General features: G+C 63.9%; 15 protein-coding genes and 1 tRNA gene. 3 read left to right on the top strand and 13 right to left on the bottom strand.

Going from position 1 to position 17,875, the window contains the following annotated elements:
- Nucleotides 1-4: 4 nt before the first annotated feature.
- From fabZ to rpsB, 12 genes are all read right to left on the bottom strand, one after another.
- Nucleotides 5-445, bottom strand: coding sequence for a 3-hydroxyacyl-ACP dehydratase FabZ (gene fabZ / locus ACF8O7_RS24825; RefSeq protein ID WP_012206736.1), 441 nt, complete (start codon nucleotides 443-445; stop codon nucleotides 5-7).
- Entirely contained in the window at nucleotides 442-1,449 is a 1,008-nt protein-coding gene (gene lpxD, locus ACF8O7_RS24820; RefSeq protein WP_046238472.1) for a UDP-3-O-(3-hydroxymyristoyl)glucosamine N-acyltransferase, read from the bottom strand. The genes fabZ and lpxD overlap by 4 nt, the downstream gene beginning before the upstream one ends.
- 24 nt (nucleotides 1,450-1,473) lie before the next feature.
- Nucleotides 1,474-1,983 (bottom strand): OmpH family outer membrane protein, encoded by a 510-nt coding sequence (locus tag ACF8O7_RS24815; protein ID WP_016447481.1) that lies wholly within the window; start codon nucleotides 1,981-1,983, stop codon nucleotides 1,474-1,476.
- Complete coding sequence (bamA, locus tag ACF8O7_RS24810) at nucleotides 1,983-4,280, bottom strand: outer membrane protein assembly factor BamA (RefSeq protein WP_392444531.1); 2,298 nt, start codon at nucleotides 4,278-4,280, stop codon at nucleotides 1,983-1,985. Before bamA ends, ACF8O7_RS24815 begins: the two co-directional genes overlap by 1 nt.
- 45 nt (nucleotides 4,281-4,325) lie before the next feature.
- Nucleotides 4,326-5,696 (bottom strand): RIP metalloprotease RseP, encoded by a 1,371-nt coding sequence (rseP, locus tag ACF8O7_RS24805; protein WP_026062158.1) that lies wholly within the window; start codon nucleotides 5,694-5,696, stop codon nucleotides 4,326-4,328.
- Nucleotides 5,697-5,778: 82 nt separating this feature from the next.
- On the bottom strand, nucleotides 5,779-6,957 hold the full coding sequence (ispC, locus tag ACF8O7_RS24800; RefSeq protein ID WP_046238471.1) for a 1-deoxy-D-xylulose-5-phosphate reductoisomerase: 1,179 nt from the start codon (nucleotides 6,955-6,957) through the stop codon (nucleotides 5,779-5,781).
- Nucleotides 6,954-7,808 carry a phosphatidate cytidylyltransferase gene (locus tag ACF8O7_RS24795; RefSeq protein ID WP_034365565.1) on the bottom strand — a complete coding sequence of 285 codons (855 nt, stop codon included), beginning with the start codon at nucleotides 7,806-7,808 and terminating at the stop codon, nucleotides 6,954-6,956. Before ACF8O7_RS24795 ends, ispC begins: the two co-directional genes overlap by 4 nt.
- Before the next feature lie 13 nt (nucleotides 7,809-7,821).
- Nucleotides 7,822-8,568 (bottom strand): polyprenyl diphosphate synthase, encoded by a 747-nt coding sequence (gene uppS, locus ACF8O7_RS24790; RefSeq protein WP_016447486.1) that lies wholly within the window; start codon nucleotides 8,566-8,568, stop codon nucleotides 7,822-7,824.
- A gap of 35 nt (nucleotides 8,569-8,603) precedes the next feature.
- Nucleotides 8,604-9,164: a ribosome recycling factor gene (gene frr / locus ACF8O7_RS24785; protein ID WP_016447487.1), complete on the bottom strand. Its 561-nt coding sequence runs from the start codon at nucleotides 9,162-9,164 to the stop codon at nucleotides 8,604-8,606.
- A 43-nt stretch (nucleotides 9,165-9,207) separates the two neighbouring features.
- On the bottom strand, nucleotides 9,208-9,930 hold the full coding sequence (gene pyrH, locus ACF8O7_RS24780; protein WP_016447488.1) for a UMP kinase: 723 nt from the start codon (nucleotides 9,928-9,930) through the stop codon (nucleotides 9,208-9,210).
- A gap of 65 nt (nucleotides 9,931-9,995) precedes the next feature.
- Nucleotides 9,996-10,892 (bottom strand): translation elongation factor Ts, encoded by an 897-nt coding sequence (gene tsf, locus ACF8O7_RS24775; protein WP_016447489.1) that lies wholly within the window; start codon nucleotides 10,890-10,892, stop codon nucleotides 9,996-9,998.
- 114 nt (nucleotides 10,893-11,006) lie between these two features.
- Nucleotides 11,007-11,759, bottom strand: a complete 753-nt coding sequence (rpsB, locus tag ACF8O7_RS24770; protein WP_016447490.1) for a 30S ribosomal protein S2 — start codon at nucleotides 11,757-11,759, stop codon at nucleotides 11,007-11,009.
- A 367-nt stretch (nucleotides 11,760-12,126) separates the two neighbouring features.
- Here rpsB and ACF8O7_RS24765 point away from each other — a divergent pair, with 367 nt between their 5' ends.
- Nucleotides 12,127-13,398, top strand: a complete 1,272-nt coding sequence (locus ACF8O7_RS24765) for an FAD-dependent oxidoreductase (RefSeq protein ID WP_047326725.1) — start codon at nucleotides 12,127-12,129, stop codon at nucleotides 13,396-13,398.
- A 45-nt stretch (nucleotides 13,399-13,443) separates the two neighbouring features.
- Nucleotides 13,444-15,024, top strand: coding sequence for an NAD(P)H-hydrate dehydratase (locus ACF8O7_RS24760; protein ID WP_392444528.1), 1,581 nt, complete (start codon nucleotides 13,444-13,446; stop codon nucleotides 15,022-15,024).
- 6 nt (nucleotides 15,025-15,030) lie between these two features.
- Here ACF8O7_RS24760 and rnr read toward each other — a convergent pair whose 3' ends face one another.
- Nucleotides 15,031-17,598, bottom strand: coding sequence for a ribonuclease R (gene rnr / locus ACF8O7_RS24755; protein WP_392444524.1), 2,568 nt, complete (start codon nucleotides 17,596-17,598; stop codon nucleotides 15,031-15,033).
- Between the two features lie 34 nt (nucleotides 17,599-17,632).
- Here rnr and ACF8O7_RS24750 point away from each other — a divergent pair.
- Nucleotides 17,633-17,717 (top strand) — tRNA-Leu (locus ACF8O7_RS24750).
- Nucleotides 17,718-17,875: the final 158 nt, after the last annotated feature.

The following is a 17,875-nucleotide window of genomic DNA, read 5'->3' as shown; positions in this document are numbered from 1 at the left end:
CCCGTCAGCCCACGTTGCGCATGGTGCACATCAGCTCGGCTTCGCAGGCCACTTCGTCTTCGACGCGAGCCACGCCCTTGAACTTCCAGATGCCGCCGCGCACACGGTCGATGGTGATCTCCAGCACCAGCTGGTCGCCCGGCTCCACGGGACGCTTGAAGCGCGCCCCGTCGATGCCCACGAAGTAGTAGATGTTGTTTTCGTCGGGAACCTGGCCCATGGCATCGAAGGCCAGCAGGCCGGCAGCCTGCGCCAGCGCCTCCAGGATGAGCACGCCCGGCATGACGGGACGGCCTGGGAAATGGCCCATGAAATAGGGCTCGTTGAACGTGACGTTCTTGATCGCCTTGATGCGTGTATTGCGCTCAAGCTCCGTGACCTTGTCCACCAGCAGGAAGGGGTAGCGGTGGGGCAGTTGCTTGAGAATTGCGTGAATATCCATCATTGCGTTCCGTTATGGCCTTGATCCGCCGATTGCTGCAGTTGCCGCTCCAGGGCCTTGATGCGATCGCGCATGGAGTGCAGCTGCTTCAGCGTCGCAGCATTTTTTTCCCATTTGGCGTTTTCATCCACGGGAAACATGCCCGTGTAAACACCTGATTGTGTCAGCGAACGGGTCACTACCGTCGCTGCCGAAATATGCACCCGGTCAGCCAGCTGCAGATGGCCCAGCACGATGGCCCCGCCTCCCACGGTGCAATGCGCGCCAATGCGCGCGCTGCCGGCCACCCCCACGCAGCCGGCCATGGCCGTATGCCTGCCGACGTGCACGTTGTGACCGATCTGAATCAGGTTGTCGAGCTTGACCCCATCCTCGATCACCGTGTCGTCCAGCGCACCCCGGTCTATGCAGGTATTGGCGCCGATTTCCACATCGTCGCCGATCCGCACGCCGCCGAGCTGCTCGATCTTCACCCATGCGCCGTTCTCAGGCGCGAACCCAAAGCCGTCCGCCCCCAGCACCACGCCGGAATGCAGCAGACAGCGCGCGCCCACATGGCAGTTCTCGCCAATGGTGACGCGCGACTTGAGCACGGTGTGGGCACCGATGGTGGCACCCTCCTCGACCACGCACAGCGGGCCAATGGTGGCCGATGCATCAACGATGGCGCTCTCGTGCACCACGGCGCTCGGATGGATACCGGCCGGCGCCACGGGCCTGCAGTTTCGCTTCCACCACTGCGTGGCCCTGGCGAAATACGCATACGGATCAGGGACCACGATGCAGGCACCCCGATGCTGCGCCAGCTCGCGCATGGCGGGCGCCACAATAACGCAGGCCGCCTCGGAGGCGGCCAGTTGCTGGCGGTAGCGGGGGTTGCTCAGAAAACTGAGATCCCCGGCCCCGGCAGAGTCCAGCGGTGCGATGCGGGAGATGGACATCTCCCTTTCGCCACCGACCAACTCGCCACCGAGTGCATCGAGGATCTGGCCCAACAATACGCTCACGGCATGCAGCCCTGGACAGCTGGCTTACTTGCCGCCGCCGTTCAGCGCCTTGATCACCTTGTCAGTGATGTCGTACTTGGGGTTGATGTAGACGGCTTCCTGAAGGATGACGTCGTACTTCTCGGATTCGGCCACTTGCTTGACCACCTTGTTGGCGCGTTCCAGCACCTGGGCCAGTTCTTCGTTCTTGCGGGAGTTCAGGTCTTCCTGGAACTCACGGCGCTTGCGCTGGAACTCGCGGTCCTGATCCACCAGCTGGCGCTGGCGCGAGACGCGCTGGCTTTCGGCCATGGTGGGAGCTTCACGCTCGAACTTCTCCGAAGCGCTCTTGAGCGAGTTGCCCTGGTCAATCAGCTCCTTCTCACGCTTGGAGAATTCCTGCTCCAGCTTGGACTGCGCAGCCTTGGCAGTCGATGCTTCACGGAAGATGCGATCCGTATTCACAAAGCCGGCCTTGAACTCCTGGGCGTGCGCGGAAACGGCCATGGCGCCAAGCAGCACAGCCAGGGAAAAATGGCTAGATAGAGATTTCATTAGAAAGAGGTTCCGATTTGGAATTGCAGTCGCTGGATTTTATCCCCGGTCTGCTTGCGGATGGGTTGAGCAAAGGCCAGGCGCAGGGGACCCAGCGGGGAAATCCAGCTGATGCCCAGGCCCGTGGATGCCCGCAGCTCCCCGAGATCGAAGTTCTCGTTGGCTCCGTAGACATTGCCCACATCGAGGAATGTAAAAAGACGCAAAGTCCTGTCATTGCCGGCACCAGGGAACGGAACCATGAACTCGGCGTTCAATGTCACCTTCTTGGAGCCGCCAAGCGCCAGGTTTTCCTTGGTGTCGCGCGGACCCAGCGAGCCCTGCTCGAAGCCACGCACCGAGCCCAGGCCACCCGAGAAGAAGTTCTTGAACAGCGGGAACGGACGGCCATTGAGGCCCTTGCCGTAGCCCAGTTCACCGTTCAGTGCCAGCGTGTACTTCTTGCTCAGAGGGATGTACTGCTGGATCTGGTAGTTGGCTCGCACATAGCGGGCCTCGCCACCCACCGACCACTCGGTGTTCAGGCGCTGGTAGAGACCGGAGTTGGGCGCCAGCGCGCTGTCACGGCTGTCGCGTGACCAGCCCAGGGTCAGTGGTATGCCGGTGTTGGAGTAGCCGTACTTGTCGGCATAGTCCTTGTACGCCTGGGGCAGGTAGGTGCCGGGCTTGATTTCGGAGCGCTCCACGCCGCCGCCGAAGTAAACGGTGTCGATCTCGCTGAAGGGAACGCCAAAGCGGACGCTGCCGCCCGAGGTGACGATCTTGTAGGCCGCATCGTCGTAGTAGGGACGGTCAGTGCGGTAGTACAGGTCGTAGGTGCGCGAGATGCCGGTGTCCGTGAAGTACGGGTCCGTGGTCGACAGCACCATGGTGCGGCGGTACTTGCTGGTGTTCACGTCCACGCCCAGGTAGTTGCCCGAGCCGAACACGTTTTCCTGCTTGATGCCGAAGGACAGCGAAACCTTTTCAGCGCTGGAAAAACCAGCGCCCAGCTGCAGCGAGCCGGTGGGCTTTTCAGCCACCGAGATGACCAGATCCACCTGATCAGGCGAACCCGGCACTTCCTGGGTTTCGACGTTGACTTCGGTGAAGAAGCCCAGACGGTCCACCCGGTCGCGCGACAGGCGAATCTTGTCGCCGTCGTACCAGGAAGCCTCGTACTGGCGGAATTCGCGGCGGATCACTTCGTCGCGCGTGCGGTTGTTGCCGCTGAGATTGATGCGTCGCACATAGGCGCGGCGAGAAGGCTCGGCGTGCAGCACCAGGGCCACCCGGTTGGTCGCACGGTCGATGTCCGGCACGGCCTCGACGCGCGCGAAGGCAAAGCCGAAGTTGCCGAAGTGCTCGGTGAAGGCCTTGGTCGTTCCCGTGACCTGATCGGCGTTGTAGGGCTCGCCGGGCTTGATCTTGACCAGGGACTTGAATTCGTCGTCGCGGTCCAGGTAGTTGCCTTCCAGCTTGACGCCGGAGACCACGAAACGCTCGCCTTCATGGATGTTCAGGGTCAGCGAGATGGTCTGCTTGTCGGGCGAGATCGCCACCTGGGTGGAGTCCACGCGGAACTCCAGGTATCCACGCTGCAGGTAGTACGAGCGCAGCGTTTCCAGGTCGGCGTTGAGCTTGTTGCGCGCATAGCGGTCCGACTTGGTGTACCAGCTCATCCAGTTGCCGGTGTCCTGGTCAAAAAGGTCCTTGAGCGTGGATTCGCTGAAGGCCTTGTTACCGACGATATGGATCTCGTTGATACGGGCGGGATCACCTTCGGTCACCGTGAAGGTCAGGTTGACGCGGTTGCGCTCGATGGGCGTGACCGTCGTGACGACTTCGGCGCCATACAGGCTGCGGTTGATGTACTGGCGCTTGAGCTCCTGCTCCGCGCGGTCGGCAAGTGCCTTGTCGAACGGACGCCCCTCGGCCAGGCCCACATCGCGCATGGCCTTTTGCAGGGTTTCCTTGTCGAATTCCTTGGTGCCGGCGAAGTTCACTTCGGCGATGGTCGGGCGTTCTTCGACCACGACGACGAGCACGTTGCCGTTGGCTTCCAGGCGGATGTCCTTGAACAGGCCCAATGCGAACAGCGAGCGGATGGCGGCTGCACCCTTGTCGTCGTCATACTGGTCACCCACGCGCAGGGGGATGGAAGCGAAGACCGTGCCCGGCTCCACGCGCTGAAGACCTTCGATGCGGATGTCCTGTACGCGGAAGGGCTCCAGTGCCCAGGCTGCATTGGCAGCCAAAACCATGGCAGCCAGGGTCGATGCAGCGCGCACGCCCAGGCGATTGATACGTTTAGTCATGAATGGATTTGCCGCCGCTGCGGCTTGCCGAAAACGGCTGAAAAGTTAGCCCCAAAGCCGGTTGATATCGTTGAAAAAGGCGACGGACATCATCATCATCAAAACCGCCACGCCTGCACGCTGCAAGCGTCCGGCCCAGACTTCCGACACGCTTCGGCCAGTCACGCCCTCCCAAAGATAATACATCAGGTGCCCACCATCGAGCACCGGCAGGGGGAGCAAGTTGAGAACCCCCAGGCTGATGCTGATCAGCGCCAGGAACGAGAGATATTGGACCAGGCCCATGCTGGCCGAACGCCCCGCGTAGTCGGCAATGGTCAGGGGCCCGCTGATGTTCTTGAGCGAGGCCTCGCCGATCACCATGCGGCCCATCATGCGCAGTGTCAGCGACGACAGCTCCCAGGTGCGCTGCACGCCGGCCCACAGACCCTCCAGCGGACCGCGCTGCACCAGCGCCATTTCCGGGGCGCTGCCGATGTAGGCGCCGATGCGGGCGATGCTTTCCTTGCCGTCTTCCGATCGGCCCAGGTCGGGCAGCACCGGGATCTGCAACTGCCGCCCCTCGCGCTCCACCAGCCAGATCTGCTGCTGGACCTGGCCCGATGCGCCCATCTTGCGGATGAGATTGCGCAACTGCGTGCCATCGTCCACCGAGGTGCCACCCACGCGCAAAACCAGATCGCCCTGGCGCAGGCCCGCCTTCTCAGCGGCACCACCGGCAATCACCTTGTCCAGCACGGGCTGCGTCCAGGGGCCAAGCAAGCCCAGGCGCTCGAAGAAGGCGGCATCGGGCTCGCCCTGAACCTGACCAGCCAGCGCGAGCCGCAGTTCGGACGGGGCGGTGCGGCGGGCCTGGAGCACCTCCATGCGCACGGACTCGTCATCGAGCGCTGCACGGGTCAGCGTCCAGCGCAGATCATTGATGGAGCGGACCTCTTCCCATTCCTGGTCACCCAAAGCCATGCGCAAAACGCGATCGCCGCCTTGAACACCCGCCATTTGCAGCACCGTGCCTGCTGGCGGTGTTGCCAGCCGTGCAACGGGCTCCTGCATGCCGACCCAATTGACGATGGCCAGCAGCGCAATGGCCAGCACGAGATTGGCCACGGGGCCTGCGGCCACGATGGCTGCACGCGCACGCAGCGGCTGGGTGTTGAATGCCAGATGGCGTTGGTCGGCAGGCACCTCGCCCTCACGCTCATCGAGCATGCGCACATAGCCGCCAAGGGGCAGTGCACCGATGACAAATTCCGTGTCCGAACCCTTGCGCTTCCATCGCAGGATGGGGCGGCCGAATCCGACGGAAAAGCGAAGCACCTTCACGCCGCAAGCCACGGCGACGCGGTAGTGGCCCCACTCATGCACGGCAATCAGCAAGCCCAGTGCGACCACGAATGCGACAACGGTCAGCAACAATTGATACTCCTTTGAATCCAATGCGCCTCTGGATTCCGCCGCAGGCCCATCAAGAAAACCATCCTGACCTGCGAAGCCGGCATCACAGCTGCCACTGCCGCGCCACGGTCTGCGCGATTTCGCGCGCCTGCGCGTCCAGGGCCAGCAGGTCTTCCAGGCTGCCCAGTGTAGGCGGCAGCAAGGTCTCGAGCGTGCGCAAATTCACAGCGTGGATACGGTCAAATGCCAGGCGCCGCTCCAAGAAGGCGGCAACGGCGACTTCGTTGGAAGCGTTGAGAACCGCCGTGGTTCCCTCGCTGGCGTGCAGCGCCTGCCAGGAAAGGTGCAGGCCCGGAAAGCGCACGGCATCCGCCGCCTCGAAGGTCAGGGCCGACAGCTTGGCGAAATCCAGGGGCGCCGCACCGCTGGCGATGCGGCGGGGCCAGGCCAGGCCGCAGGCGATGGGCACGCGCATGTCGGGCGTACCCAGTTGCGCGAGCACCGAAGCATCCTTGAACTGCACCATGGAGTGCACGATCTGCTGCGGATGGATGACGACCTTGATCTTGTCAGGCGCCATGTCGAACAGCCAGCGGGCCTCGATCACCTCCAGCGCCTTGTTCATCATGGTGGCCGAGTCCACGGAGATCTTGCGCCCCATGGAGAAATTCGGGTGCGCGCAGGCCTGCTCCGGCGTGATCTCGGACAGGGTGGACGGATCGCGCAGGCGAAAAGGCCCGCCCGAGGCTGTGAGCAGCAGACTGTCCACGCGATCGGGCCAACTGGTGCGGTCTTCGGGCAGGCACTGGAAGATGGCCGAGTGCTCACTGTCAATGGGCAGCAGCGTTGCGCCGTGGCGCTTGACGGTGTCCATGAACAGTGCACCGCCAACCACCAGCGCCTCCTTGTTGGCCAGCAGCAGACGCTTGCCGGCGCGTGCGGCAGCCAGGCAAGGCGCCAGGCCCGCCGCACCGACGATGGCCGCCATGACGGCATCGGCTTCAGGATGCGAGGCGATCTGCTCCAGCGCGTCAGGCGACTGCAGCACTTCGGTGGCCAATCCATTGCTGCGCAGCTGCTCAGCCAGCAGCCTTGCATGCGGCGCGCTGGCCATGACGGCGTAGCGGGGCTTGAATTCGGCACACTGGCGCAGCATCAGGTCCACCTGCGTGGCCGCGCTGAGCGCAAAGACTTCGTAGTGATCGCGGTGGCGCGCCACCACATCCAGCGTATTGGTACCGATGGAGCCTGTGGAGCCCAGGACGGTGATTTTCTGCTTCATGAATGCGCGAAAGAGGAAAGCATCAGGGCCAGCGGCAGGGTCGGCAGCAGGGCATCGACGCGGTCGAGGACGCCGCCATGACCGGGCAGCAGGCCACTGCTGTCCTTGACGCCGACGCTGCGCTTGACCAGGGATTCGACCAGGTCGCCGACCACGCTCATCGCGGCCATGAAAACAACCGCCAGCAGCAGGAACCAGGCCCCGCGCGCCAGCAGCAATGAATAGAAACTGGGCACGGCCACCGCGTAGTGGCGGTCGGCCCAGACCCAGACCAAGGCCAGCACCAGAACGCCTGCCATGCCGCCCCATACGCCTTCCCAGCTCTTGCCGGGGCTGATCGTGGGAGCCAGCTTGGATTTGGTGAATTTCAGGCCCAGGGTCCGTCCTGCGAAATACGCGAACACATCGGCCACCCAGACCAGCACCAGCACCGACAGCAGGAAGTTGATGCCCATCATGCGCGCCTGCACCACGGCGACCCAGGCCAGCCACAAGGCCAGCACTCCGCCGACCAGGCGCACAGGCGCTGCAATGCGAGGCCAGCCAGCCACGCCGGCACGCAGCAGCGCCCCGCCACCCAGCACCCAGGCAGCACCGGCAACAATCCAGAGCGCTGACAGCGGACGCTCCAGCCAGCCGGCAGCCCAGGCGCCCAGGCACATCGCCGTGCAGATGGCGCCTATGCCGATGGCGCCCGCGGTGCCAAAGCCGTTGAGACGCCCCCATTCCCAGGCACCTGCCGCCATGAGCACGAGCACGACCACGGCGAACGGAATACCCGTGGGATAGAACAGCGCAGGCAACAGGATGGCCAGCAGGATCAGGGCGGTGATGACTCGCTGCTTGAGCATGGCTCCCCCTTGTTCAGGACGTCTGCGGATGGGACGACGTCGGTTGTGATTGTTGTACTTGCGCGGAAGTCTGGCCGAAGCGCCGCTCGCGTGAAGCGAAAGCCGCGATGGCCTCGTCCAGGCAGGCCTCATCGAAATCAGGCCACAAGCTGTCACTGAAGAAAAGCTCGGAATACGCAGCCTGCCACAGCAGGAAGTTGCTGATGCGCATTTCCCCGCCGGTACGGATCAGCAGATCCGGGTCGGGCACATGGGCCAGCGCGAGCGCGCGGTCCAGGCTCTGCGGGGTGATGGGCTCGCCCTTCTCTGCCAGCCGGGCAGCTGCCTGTGCAATGTCCCAGCGTCCGCCGTAGTTGAAGCAGACGTTGAGAACCAGGCGATTGTTGTGCGCAGTGACGGTCTCGGCCTGCGCAAGGCCCGCGCACACTTTATCGCCCAGGCCACTGCGGTCACCGATGAAATGCAGGCGCACGCCGTCGCGGCTCAGTTGCTGCACTTCCTTGGCAAGCGCATTGGCCAGCAGGCCCATGAGACCGGAAACCTCCTCTTCGGGACGGTTCCAGTTCTCGGAAGAGAAAGCGAAGACGGTCAGGACCTGCACGCCGCGCTGGACGCAGGCGCGGGCGCAGCGGCGCAGTGATTCCACGCCCTGCTTGTGGCCGGCCAGTCGCGGCAGAAAGCGGCGATTGGCCCAGCGTCCATTGCCATCCATGATGACGGCAATATGGCGCGGCACCGCGCCGGAGTCTTGTTTGGTCAAAGGTACGGACCCTGAGGCAAATGAGGCAGGACGCCTCAGACCGCCATGATGTCTTGTTCCTTGGCCGCCACCAGCGTATCGATCTCGGCGATGTGCTTGTCGGTCATCTTCTGGACATCGGCTTCGCAACGCTTTTGATCGTCTTCCGAGGCTTCCTTGTCCTTGACCAGCTTCTTGACGGCTTCGTTGGCATCGCGGCGCAGGTTGCGCACGGCGACCTTGGAAGCTTCGCCTTCATTGCGCGCCAGCTTGGTCATTTCCTTGCGGCGCTCCTCGCTCATGGGAGGCATGGGCACGCGGATCAGGTCGCCCAGCGAGGCGGGGTTCAGGCCCAGATCGCTTTCGCGGATGGCCTTCTCCACCTTGGCCGACATGCTCTTTTCCCAGGGCTGGACGCTGATGGTGCGCGCGTCAAGCAGGGTGACGTTGGCCACCTGGGACAGCGGCACCATGGAGCCGTAGTACTCCACATGGATGGAGTCCAGCAGCGATGGATTGGCACGACCGGTGCGCACGCGCGCAAGATTGTTCTTGAGCGCTTCGATGGACTGGCCCATCTTGGACTCGGTGGTCTTCTTGATGTCTGCAATCGTCATGTTCTTGTTCCTTGAAGAGCTGTGTAACGCGGTATCAAAACGCTCAAGCGTACACCAGCGTGCCCTCGTCCTCGCCCATGACCACGCGCTTGAGCGCGCCGGGCTTGACGATGGAGAACACCCGGATCGGCAGCTTCTGATCGCGGCACAGCGCAAAGGCGGTGGCGTCCATGATGCCCAGGTTGCGCGAGATGGCCTCGTCGAAAGCCAGCTTGTGGTAGCGGGTCGCGTCGGGGTTCTTCATCGGGTCGTCGGTGTAGACACCGTCGACCTTGGTGGCCTTGAGCACCACCTCGGCGCCGATTTCAGCGCCACGCAGCGCGGCGGCCGTGTCGGTCGTGAAGAACGGGTTGCCGGTGCCGGCAGCGAACACCACCACCTTGCCCTCCTCGAGGTACTGCAGGGCCTTGGGGCGCACATAGGGCTCCACGACCTGCTCGATGGCAATGGCCGACATCACGCGGGCTGTCAGCCCCTGCTTGTCCATGGCATCGGCCAGGGCCAGGGCATTCATGACCGTGGCCAGCATGCCCATGTAGTCGGCGGTGGCACGGTCCATGCCGACCGAGCCGCCAGCCACGCCGCGAAAGATGTTCCCCCCACCGATCACCACCGCCACCTGGACACCAACCTTGGTGACCTCGGCAATTTCGGAAACCATGCGCTCGATGGTCGCACGGTTGATGCCGAACGAGTCATCCCCCATGAGTGCCTCACCGGACAGCTTGAGCAGGATGCGCTTGTGGGCCGGTGTGGCGTGGGTCATGGTGTTTCTCCGAAGTGGTGGATGATGATGGATGGTGAAGGGAACGGTTCGGTCGCCCGGAAGGATCAGGCGCCGGCCTTGGCGGCAGCCACCTGGGCAGCCACTTCGGCAGCGAAGTCGTCGACCTTCTTTTCAATGCCTTCGCCGACCACGTACAGGGTGAAGCCCTTGACGTTGGTGTTGGCGGCCTTGAGCATCTGGGCCACGGTCTGCTTGCCGTCGGCAGCCTTCACGAAGACCTGGTCGGCCAGCGAGACTTCCTTCAGGTACTTCTGCACCGAGCCTTCGACCATCTTGGCGACGATGTCGGCAGGCTTGCCGGACTCGGCAGCCTTGGCGGCAGCAACGGTACGCTCCTTCTCGATCAGCTCGGCGGGCACGTCGGCGCTGGTCACGGACACGGGCTTCATGGCGGCCACGTGCATGGCGACATCCTTGGCAGCCGTGGCATCGCCGTCGAACTCGACGACCACGCCGATGCGCGAGCCGTGCAGGTAGGAAGCCAGGCTGGAGCCTTCGAAGCGCTTGAAGCGGCGGAAGGACATGTTTTCGCCGATCTTGCCGATCAGGCCCTTGCGCACGTCTTCCAGCGTGGGGCCGAAGCCGTCCTGCTCATAGGCCAGTGCGCTCAGCGCGGCCACGTCGGCGGGGTTTTGCTCGGCGACCAGCTTGGCGGCGGCGTTGGCCATCGCGATGAAGCTGTCGTTCTTGGACACGAAGTCGGTTTCGCTGTTGACTTCGATCATGGCACCCTGGTTGCCATTGATGAAGGCGGCGATCACGCCTTCGGCGGTCACGCGCGAGGCAGCCTTGCCAGCCTTGGTGCCGAGCTTGACGCGCAGCAGCTCTTCCGCCTTGACCAGGTCGCCTTCGGCTTCGGTCAGGGCCTTCTTGCACTCCATCATGGGCGCGTCAGTCTTTGCGCGCAGTTCAGCCACCATGCTTGCGGTAATTGCAGCCATCGTATTTCTCCAATGTCAGTTCGATTCGTTACAGGATTTCGGCTTAAAAAAACGGGGCTACCCTGAGCCCCGCTTTTTATTCGGCGACGAGGTCGCTCAGCCGGACAAGCTCAATCAGGCAGCGGATTCTTCCACTTCCACGAACTCGTCACCGCTCTCGCCGGATGCGGCCTTGACCACGTCGGTCAGTGCAGCAGCGCGGCCTTCCAGGATCGCGTCGGCGATGCCTTGGGCGTACAGTTGCACGGCCTTGGCAGAGTCGTCGTTACCGGGGATGACATAGTCGATGCCTTCGGGATTGTGGTTGGAGTCAACCACGCCGACCAGGGGGATGCCCAGCTTCTTGGCTTCGGCCACGGCAATCTTGTGGAAGCCCACGTCGATCACGAAGATGGCGTCGGGCAGGCTGTTCATGTCCTGAATGCCGCCGATGTCCTTTTCCAGCTTTTCCAGTTCGCGAACGAACATCAGCTGTTCCTTCTTGCTCATGGCTTCCAGACCGGCTTCCTGCTGGGCCTTCATTTCCTTCAGACGCTTGATGGACGTCTTGACGGTCTTGAAGTTGGTCAGCATGCCGCCCAGCCAGCGCTGGTCAACGAAAGGAACGCCAGCGCGCTGGGCTTCGGCAGCCACCAGCTCGCGGGCCTGGCGCTTGGTGCCGACCATCAGGATGGTGCCGCCGTTGGAAGCCAGCTGCTTCACGAACTTCTGGGCGTCCTGGAACATCGGCAGCGACTTTTCCAGGTTGATGATGTGGATCTTGTTGCGGTGGCCGAAGATGAAGGGGGCCATCTTGGGGTTCCAGAAACGGGTCTGGTGACCGAAGTGGACGCCTGCTTCCAGCATATCGCGCATAGTGACGGACATATGAATACCTCAAAGGTTAGGTCTAAAATCCAGCCCGACAATTGCCCCCCGGATACAGGAAGCAACACCTTGAAGGGACTGGTTTGCGATTGACTTTGCAACGGGGGTTGCAAGCATGGGCAGGCATTCATGACGAACACCTCGCACCCCAAAGCCATCACCTGATCTCCGGCAATTCCGAAGAAAATCAGGGTGAACCCCTAGCAAAGCCGCAAGATTCTAGCATACGCCATCCCAAGACTGAGGCTTCGCACCCAACGCGCGCTCACACCCCGCATAGCCACGGCTGCCGCATCGGCCACACACTCCTGTAGTGATAGCTACATCCGCTTGATAATTCAGGCACTTCAGCAGATTCCACCCCAAAATGAACATCGCGATTGTGGGCGCCGGCAGCATTGGCGTTGCGACAGCCCACGCACTGGCCCAGGTCGGGCACGAGGTCACCGTCTACGAGCGCCATGGCACGGTGGCCGAGGAAGCCAGCTTCGGACATGCCGGCTGGCTGGGCCCCAGCCTGCTCCAACCGTGGAGCGTCCCCGGTCTCTCCACCACAGAACGCTCACCCACGCTTCCCGGCCGGCAGGCTTTGCCACGCCTCGGCTCCGGAAACCTCGCAGCCCAGCTGCGCTGGCTATGGCAATGGCGCCAGGCTGGGCGGCGCCTGCGCAAAGCCGGCGAACCCACAGCCACGATGGCGGCACTGGAGACACTCACCCAGCGCAGCCAGCAGTTCCAGCAATCGCTGTGGCGGCAGTGGGAGCTGGACCCGGAATATGTCTCCGGCAGCCTGGTGCTGCTGGGCAGCGAGGCCGACCATGAGCAACTGAAACCTGCACTGGCAGCGCTGGCCGAGGCCGGCACGCGCTGCGAGGCACTGGATGCCGCCCAGACCCGCCTGCGTGAGCCCGCGCTGGGCGAGGAGACCGCACTCGCAGGCTCCTTGTATTTCCCGCAGGCTGGCGCCGCCAACGGCCGCCTGGCCACGCTGATGCAAAGGCAGGCCGCACAGTCCGCAGGAGCACGATTCGAGACGCAACGCCTTGTGCAGCGACTGCAGCCCGGCGGCGCCGAGCGCACCGCTCGCCTGCAGCTGCAAGGCGAAGACACGCCCCGGTCGCACGATGCCATCGTCGTCTGCGCTGGCGCCGAGGCCGCAAACCTGCTCGCGCCGCTGAGCCTGCGCCTGCCCATGATCGCCCTGCGCGGCTATGGCATCAGTGCTCCGCTGCGCGAACAAGGCTACGCGCCCCGCCACGCCATCGTCGACTGGAGCGAGCAGATGACCCTGGTGCGCCTTGGCCAGCGCATGCGGGTCGTGGCCGGCGCTGAACTGGGCAGCCACGGCCCCATGCACGAGGCCACGCTGCAGCGCATGTACCACCGACTCAACATGGTCTTTCCCGGCAGCGCCGTGCTGACCTCGGGCGTTCAGATCTGGCATGGCACACGCATGTGCACAGCCGATGGACTGCCCCTGCTGGGCGCCAGCGGTTTGCCCGGCATCTGGCTCAACCTGGGCCATGGCAGCTGTGGTGCCGCCATTGCCCAAGGCTGCGCCAGCATGCTGAGCGACCTGATGGACAACCGCACCAGCTTCCTGGACAGCGCATTGCTGGATCCGCGCCGCTTCGGCTGACCGCTGCGGACACCCCGCCCTGCGGCTGGCGGCTATGCTCAGGCCATGCTGCGCATTCCCACATCCACCGCATTGCCACTGTTCGATACAGTGGCCACACGCACCCTGGAACAGCAGGCCGCGGCCCGACTGCCCGAACACTGCCTCATGCAGCGCGCAGGCATGGGGCTGGCACGCCTGGCACGCGCCATCGCCCCTCACGCCAACCGCATCTGGATCGCCTGCGGCCCTGGGAACAACGGCGGAGACGGCTTGCAGGCAGCCGCCTGGCTTCAACAGCACCTGAACACGATGCCGGCACGATCCTGCAATTGCCGCATCCTGGTCAGCTGCGTGCGCGAACGCGTCCGCATGCCCGCCGACGCGCGTGCCGCATGGGATGCGGCCCACAAGGCCGGCGTGCAATGGATCGCCCACATGCCCCCTGACATGGGGCCTCAGGATCTGTGCATTGATGCCTTGCTCGGCATCGGCCTGCGCCGACCCGACACGGCAAGCCCACCCACCCGAAAAGATGACCGATTGCTGTCGCTGCTGCGCAGCCTGCAGTCCGGCATCAGCCCCGTCCTTTGCGTGGACATCGCATCCGGCCTGGATGCCGACACCGGGCAATACCTGCCTGGATTCGAGCCCATGAACCTCCCGGTCAGCGCACGGCATACGCTGGCTCTGCTGACACTGCATCCCGGCCTGTTCACAGGAAGCGGCCGCGACGCCTGCGGCCAGATATGGTGGGACGATCTGGACACAGGACTGGCAAGCAGCGCGCCACCCTTCGCCATCTCACCGTGCGCACAACTTTTCTCCCCGGAAGCCCGCGCCCCGCGTCCGCATGCCAGCCATAAGGGGAGCTTTGGCGACGTGGCCATTCTGGGCGGAGAGGGGCTGGAATACCGCGGCCTGTCCATGACCGGCGCCGCCTGGCTGGCCGCACTGGCAGCCTTGCACGGCGGGGCGGGACGCGTGATGCTGGCACTGCTCGATGCCTCGCACGGGTCAGGCCAGGCTATCTCCCCCTGGCCCGAAATCATGTTGCGCAGCCCCGAAGCACAAGACTGGCGCGGCGCCACTGTCGTGTTCGGATGTGGCGGCGGCATGGCGGTGCGCGCCTGGCTACCCCAAATTCTGGATCAGGCGCCCAGGCTGGTACTGGACGCAGACGCACTGAACGCGGTTGCCGAAGATGAGTCGCTGGCCCTGCTTCTGAAAGAACGCAGCCGACGCAGCCAGCACACGGTGCTGACACCGCACCCGCTGGAGGCCGCCCGCCTGCTGAAAATGAGCACTGCCCAGGTCCAGGCCCAGCGACTTTCAGCAGCCAGGCAGCTGGCGCTGCAATTCCACTGCACGGCGTTGCTGAAGGGCTCGGGCACCGTGATCGCCGGATCGCAGGGCGACGGCAATGCATCGCCGCCCTGCTGGATCAACCCCACAGGCAACGCCCGGCTGTCCACCGGAGGAACCGGAGATGTTCTCGCCGGGCTGATTGCCGCGCTATGGGCGCAAGGGCTGGACCCCGCGCAGGCCGCAACACTGGCGGCCTGGCGCCACGGCCATGCGGCAGACCAATGGCCCGCGCAAATGCCGTTCAGCGCCAGCGCGCTGGCCCAGCGGCTGGGCCAATAGACGCCCTCAGGGCTTGCGCCGGGGCTTGGATGTCTTGCCTGCCACCTTGGACTTGACGGCCCCCAAGGCCTTCTTACCCAAGGCGCGCAGCGCCTGCACCGGCGATGGCGGCGGCAACTGCGGCAGACCGTGGTCAGCATCGATGGCGACAGACTTGCGCGCTTCAGCCGCCCTGCCCTTGCGGGAGGCGCGTGCCGCAGGTACGGACGAACCTGGCACCACGGCCGGCTCACTCACGTCGCTTTGACGCACTGGCGCGGCCGGGCGGGACTGGGCACTCGCATATTCAGCCTCCAGCGCGGCCAGGTTCACGCCCTTGACCATGGCCTTCTTGGACGCCTTGCGCCCCTGCTTGCCGGAAGACACCGCGCCGTCGGATTCAGACCGGGCTTCGCCGGCACCGCCGGAGTTACGCTGCGCACGCTTTTCCTTGGCGTCGCGGCGCCCCCATTTTTCGCCCTGATGGGCTTCCGTGCGCGCCGGCGCCCTGCCGGAACGACCCGAAGCCGGCTGCTCTTCGCCGTCGCGCACCAGGCGGAAATCGATGCGCCGGCCATCCAGGTCCACACGGCTGACCTGAACGCGCAGCCGCGTACCTATGCCGTAGCGAATGCCCGAGCGCTCGCCCCGCAGTTCCTGGCGCGCCTCATCAAAGCGGAAGTAGTCCCCCCCCAGCTCGGTGATGTGGACCAGACCCTCCACATACATGGCATCGAGCGTGACGAAGATGCCGAAGGTGGTGACCGCAGAGACCACGCCTGCGAACTCCTCCCCCAGATGCTCACGCATGTACTTGCACTTGAGCCAGGCCTCGACATCTCGGCTGGCCTCATCGGCGCGGCGCTCGTTCGCGCTGCAGTGCAGGCCTGCAGCCTCCCAGGCCTGGACCTCGGCGGCGGGCGCGCGCTTGCGCGGCTTCTGGCCGGGTGCACTGACACGCGAGGCCAGACGCTTGGCCAACTTGGCTTCGGCCTCTCCAGGCGTGGGCAGTTCGGGCAGGCGATAGTGAGTGCCTTCAAGCTCGGCCTTGATCACGCGGTGCACGAGCAAGTCGGGATAGCGGCGAATCGGACTGGTGAAGTGCGTATAGGCATCGAAGGCCAGCCCGAAGTGGCCCGAATTTTCAGGCGTGTAGAAGGCCTGCATCATCGAGCGCAGCAGCATGGTGTGGATCTGCTGGGCATCAGGCCGGTCCTTGGTGGCATTGGCAATGGCCTGGAATTCGGACGTGGCCGGATTCTCGCCAAGCGCCATACCCACTCCCATGGCCTTGAGGTAGTTGCGCAGGATGTCCTGCTTCTCCAGCGAGGGCTTGTCGTGCACGCGGAACAGGCCAACGCGGCCGCTGTGCTCGATGAAGTCCGCGCTGCAGACGTTGGCGGCCAGCATGGCCTCCTCGATCAGCTTGTGCGCCTCGTTGCGCGTGCGCGGCACGATCTTCTCGATGCGGCCGTTCTCGTCACAGACGATCTGCGTCTCCGTGGTCTCGAAGTCCACGGCGCCGCGTGCTTCGCGCGACTTGAGCAGCGCCTGGTACACCCCATGCAGATTCAGCAAGTCGCCCACGCGATCGGAGCGCTTGGCAGCCTCCGGGCCACGCGTATTGGCCAGGATGGCAGCCACCTCGTTATAGGTGAAGCGCGCATGGCTGTGCATCACCGCGGGGTAGAACTGATAGGCATGGATATCGCCCTTTGCAGTGATCAGCATGTCGCAGACCATGCACAGGCGATCCACATCGGGATTGAGCGAGCACAGGCCATTGCTGAGCTTCTCGGGCAGCATGGGGATCACGCGGCGCGGGAAATAGACGCTGGTGGCACGGTCATAGGCATCGATATCGATGGCACTGCCCGTGGTCACGTAGTAACTCACATCGGCAATCGCCACCAGCAGGCGCCAGCCCTTGCCGCGCCCGACCTTGGCAGGCTCGCAGTAGACGGCGTCGTCGAAGTCGCGCGCATCCTCGCCATCGATGGTGACCAGGGGCACATCGGTCAGATCGATGCGATTCCTGCGATCGGCAGGCCGCACCCTGTCCGGCAGGGCCTTGGCCTGTGCCAGGCAGGCATCGGAAAACACATGGGGCACGCCGTACTTGCGCACCGCAATCTCGATCTCCATGCCGGGATCGTCGACCTCACCGAGCACTTCAATGATGCGCCCCACGGGCTGGCCGAACAGTGCAGGCGCCTCGGTCAACTCCACCACGACCACCTGCCCGATCTTGGCCGAACCCGTCGCGTTGGCAGGGATCAGGATGTCCTGGCCATAGCGCTTGTCTTCGGGAGCGACCAGATACACGCCGCTTTCCTGCAAGAAGCGGCCAATGATGTTGTGCGCAGGCCGCTCGATGATCTCGACCACGCGGCCTTCAGGCCTGCCGCGGCGGTCCTGCCGCACGATGCGAACCTTGACACGGTCCTTGTGCAGCACCGCACGCATTTCATTGGGAGGAAGGAAGATGTCGCCTTCGCCGTCATCACGGATGACGAAGCCATGTCCGTCGCGGTGCCCCTGCACACTGCCCCCGATTTCGTCGTTCGCGTCGGCACTTTTTGCGTGAGGGTTCATTTTCTTGGTATACAATCTAAATCTTTCCTGAGATGCCCAGGTGGCGGAATTGGTAGACGCACTAGTTTCAGGTACTAGCGGGTAACTCCGTGGAGGTTCGAGTCCTCTCCTGGGCACCAAGTTTAACGACAACCTGCAGAGGTTGCGGTGAACTGAGGAACTATCTTCACAAGAAGGTGGCTCCCTGGCTTCATGACTTGGCCGATCACAGTCTCAAGAAAAAAATCGAAGATCAGGACTTCGCTGCAAAAAATGCAGTAGAATTTCAGCTTCAGCA

The organism is Delftia sp. WSY_16, assembly GCF_043104415.1.
GTDB lineage: Bacteria > Pseudomonadota > Gammaproteobacteria > Burkholderiales > Burkholderiaceae_C > Comamonas > Comamonas tsuruhatensis.
This window is presented reverse-complemented; position numbering and strand designations above follow the sequence as displayed.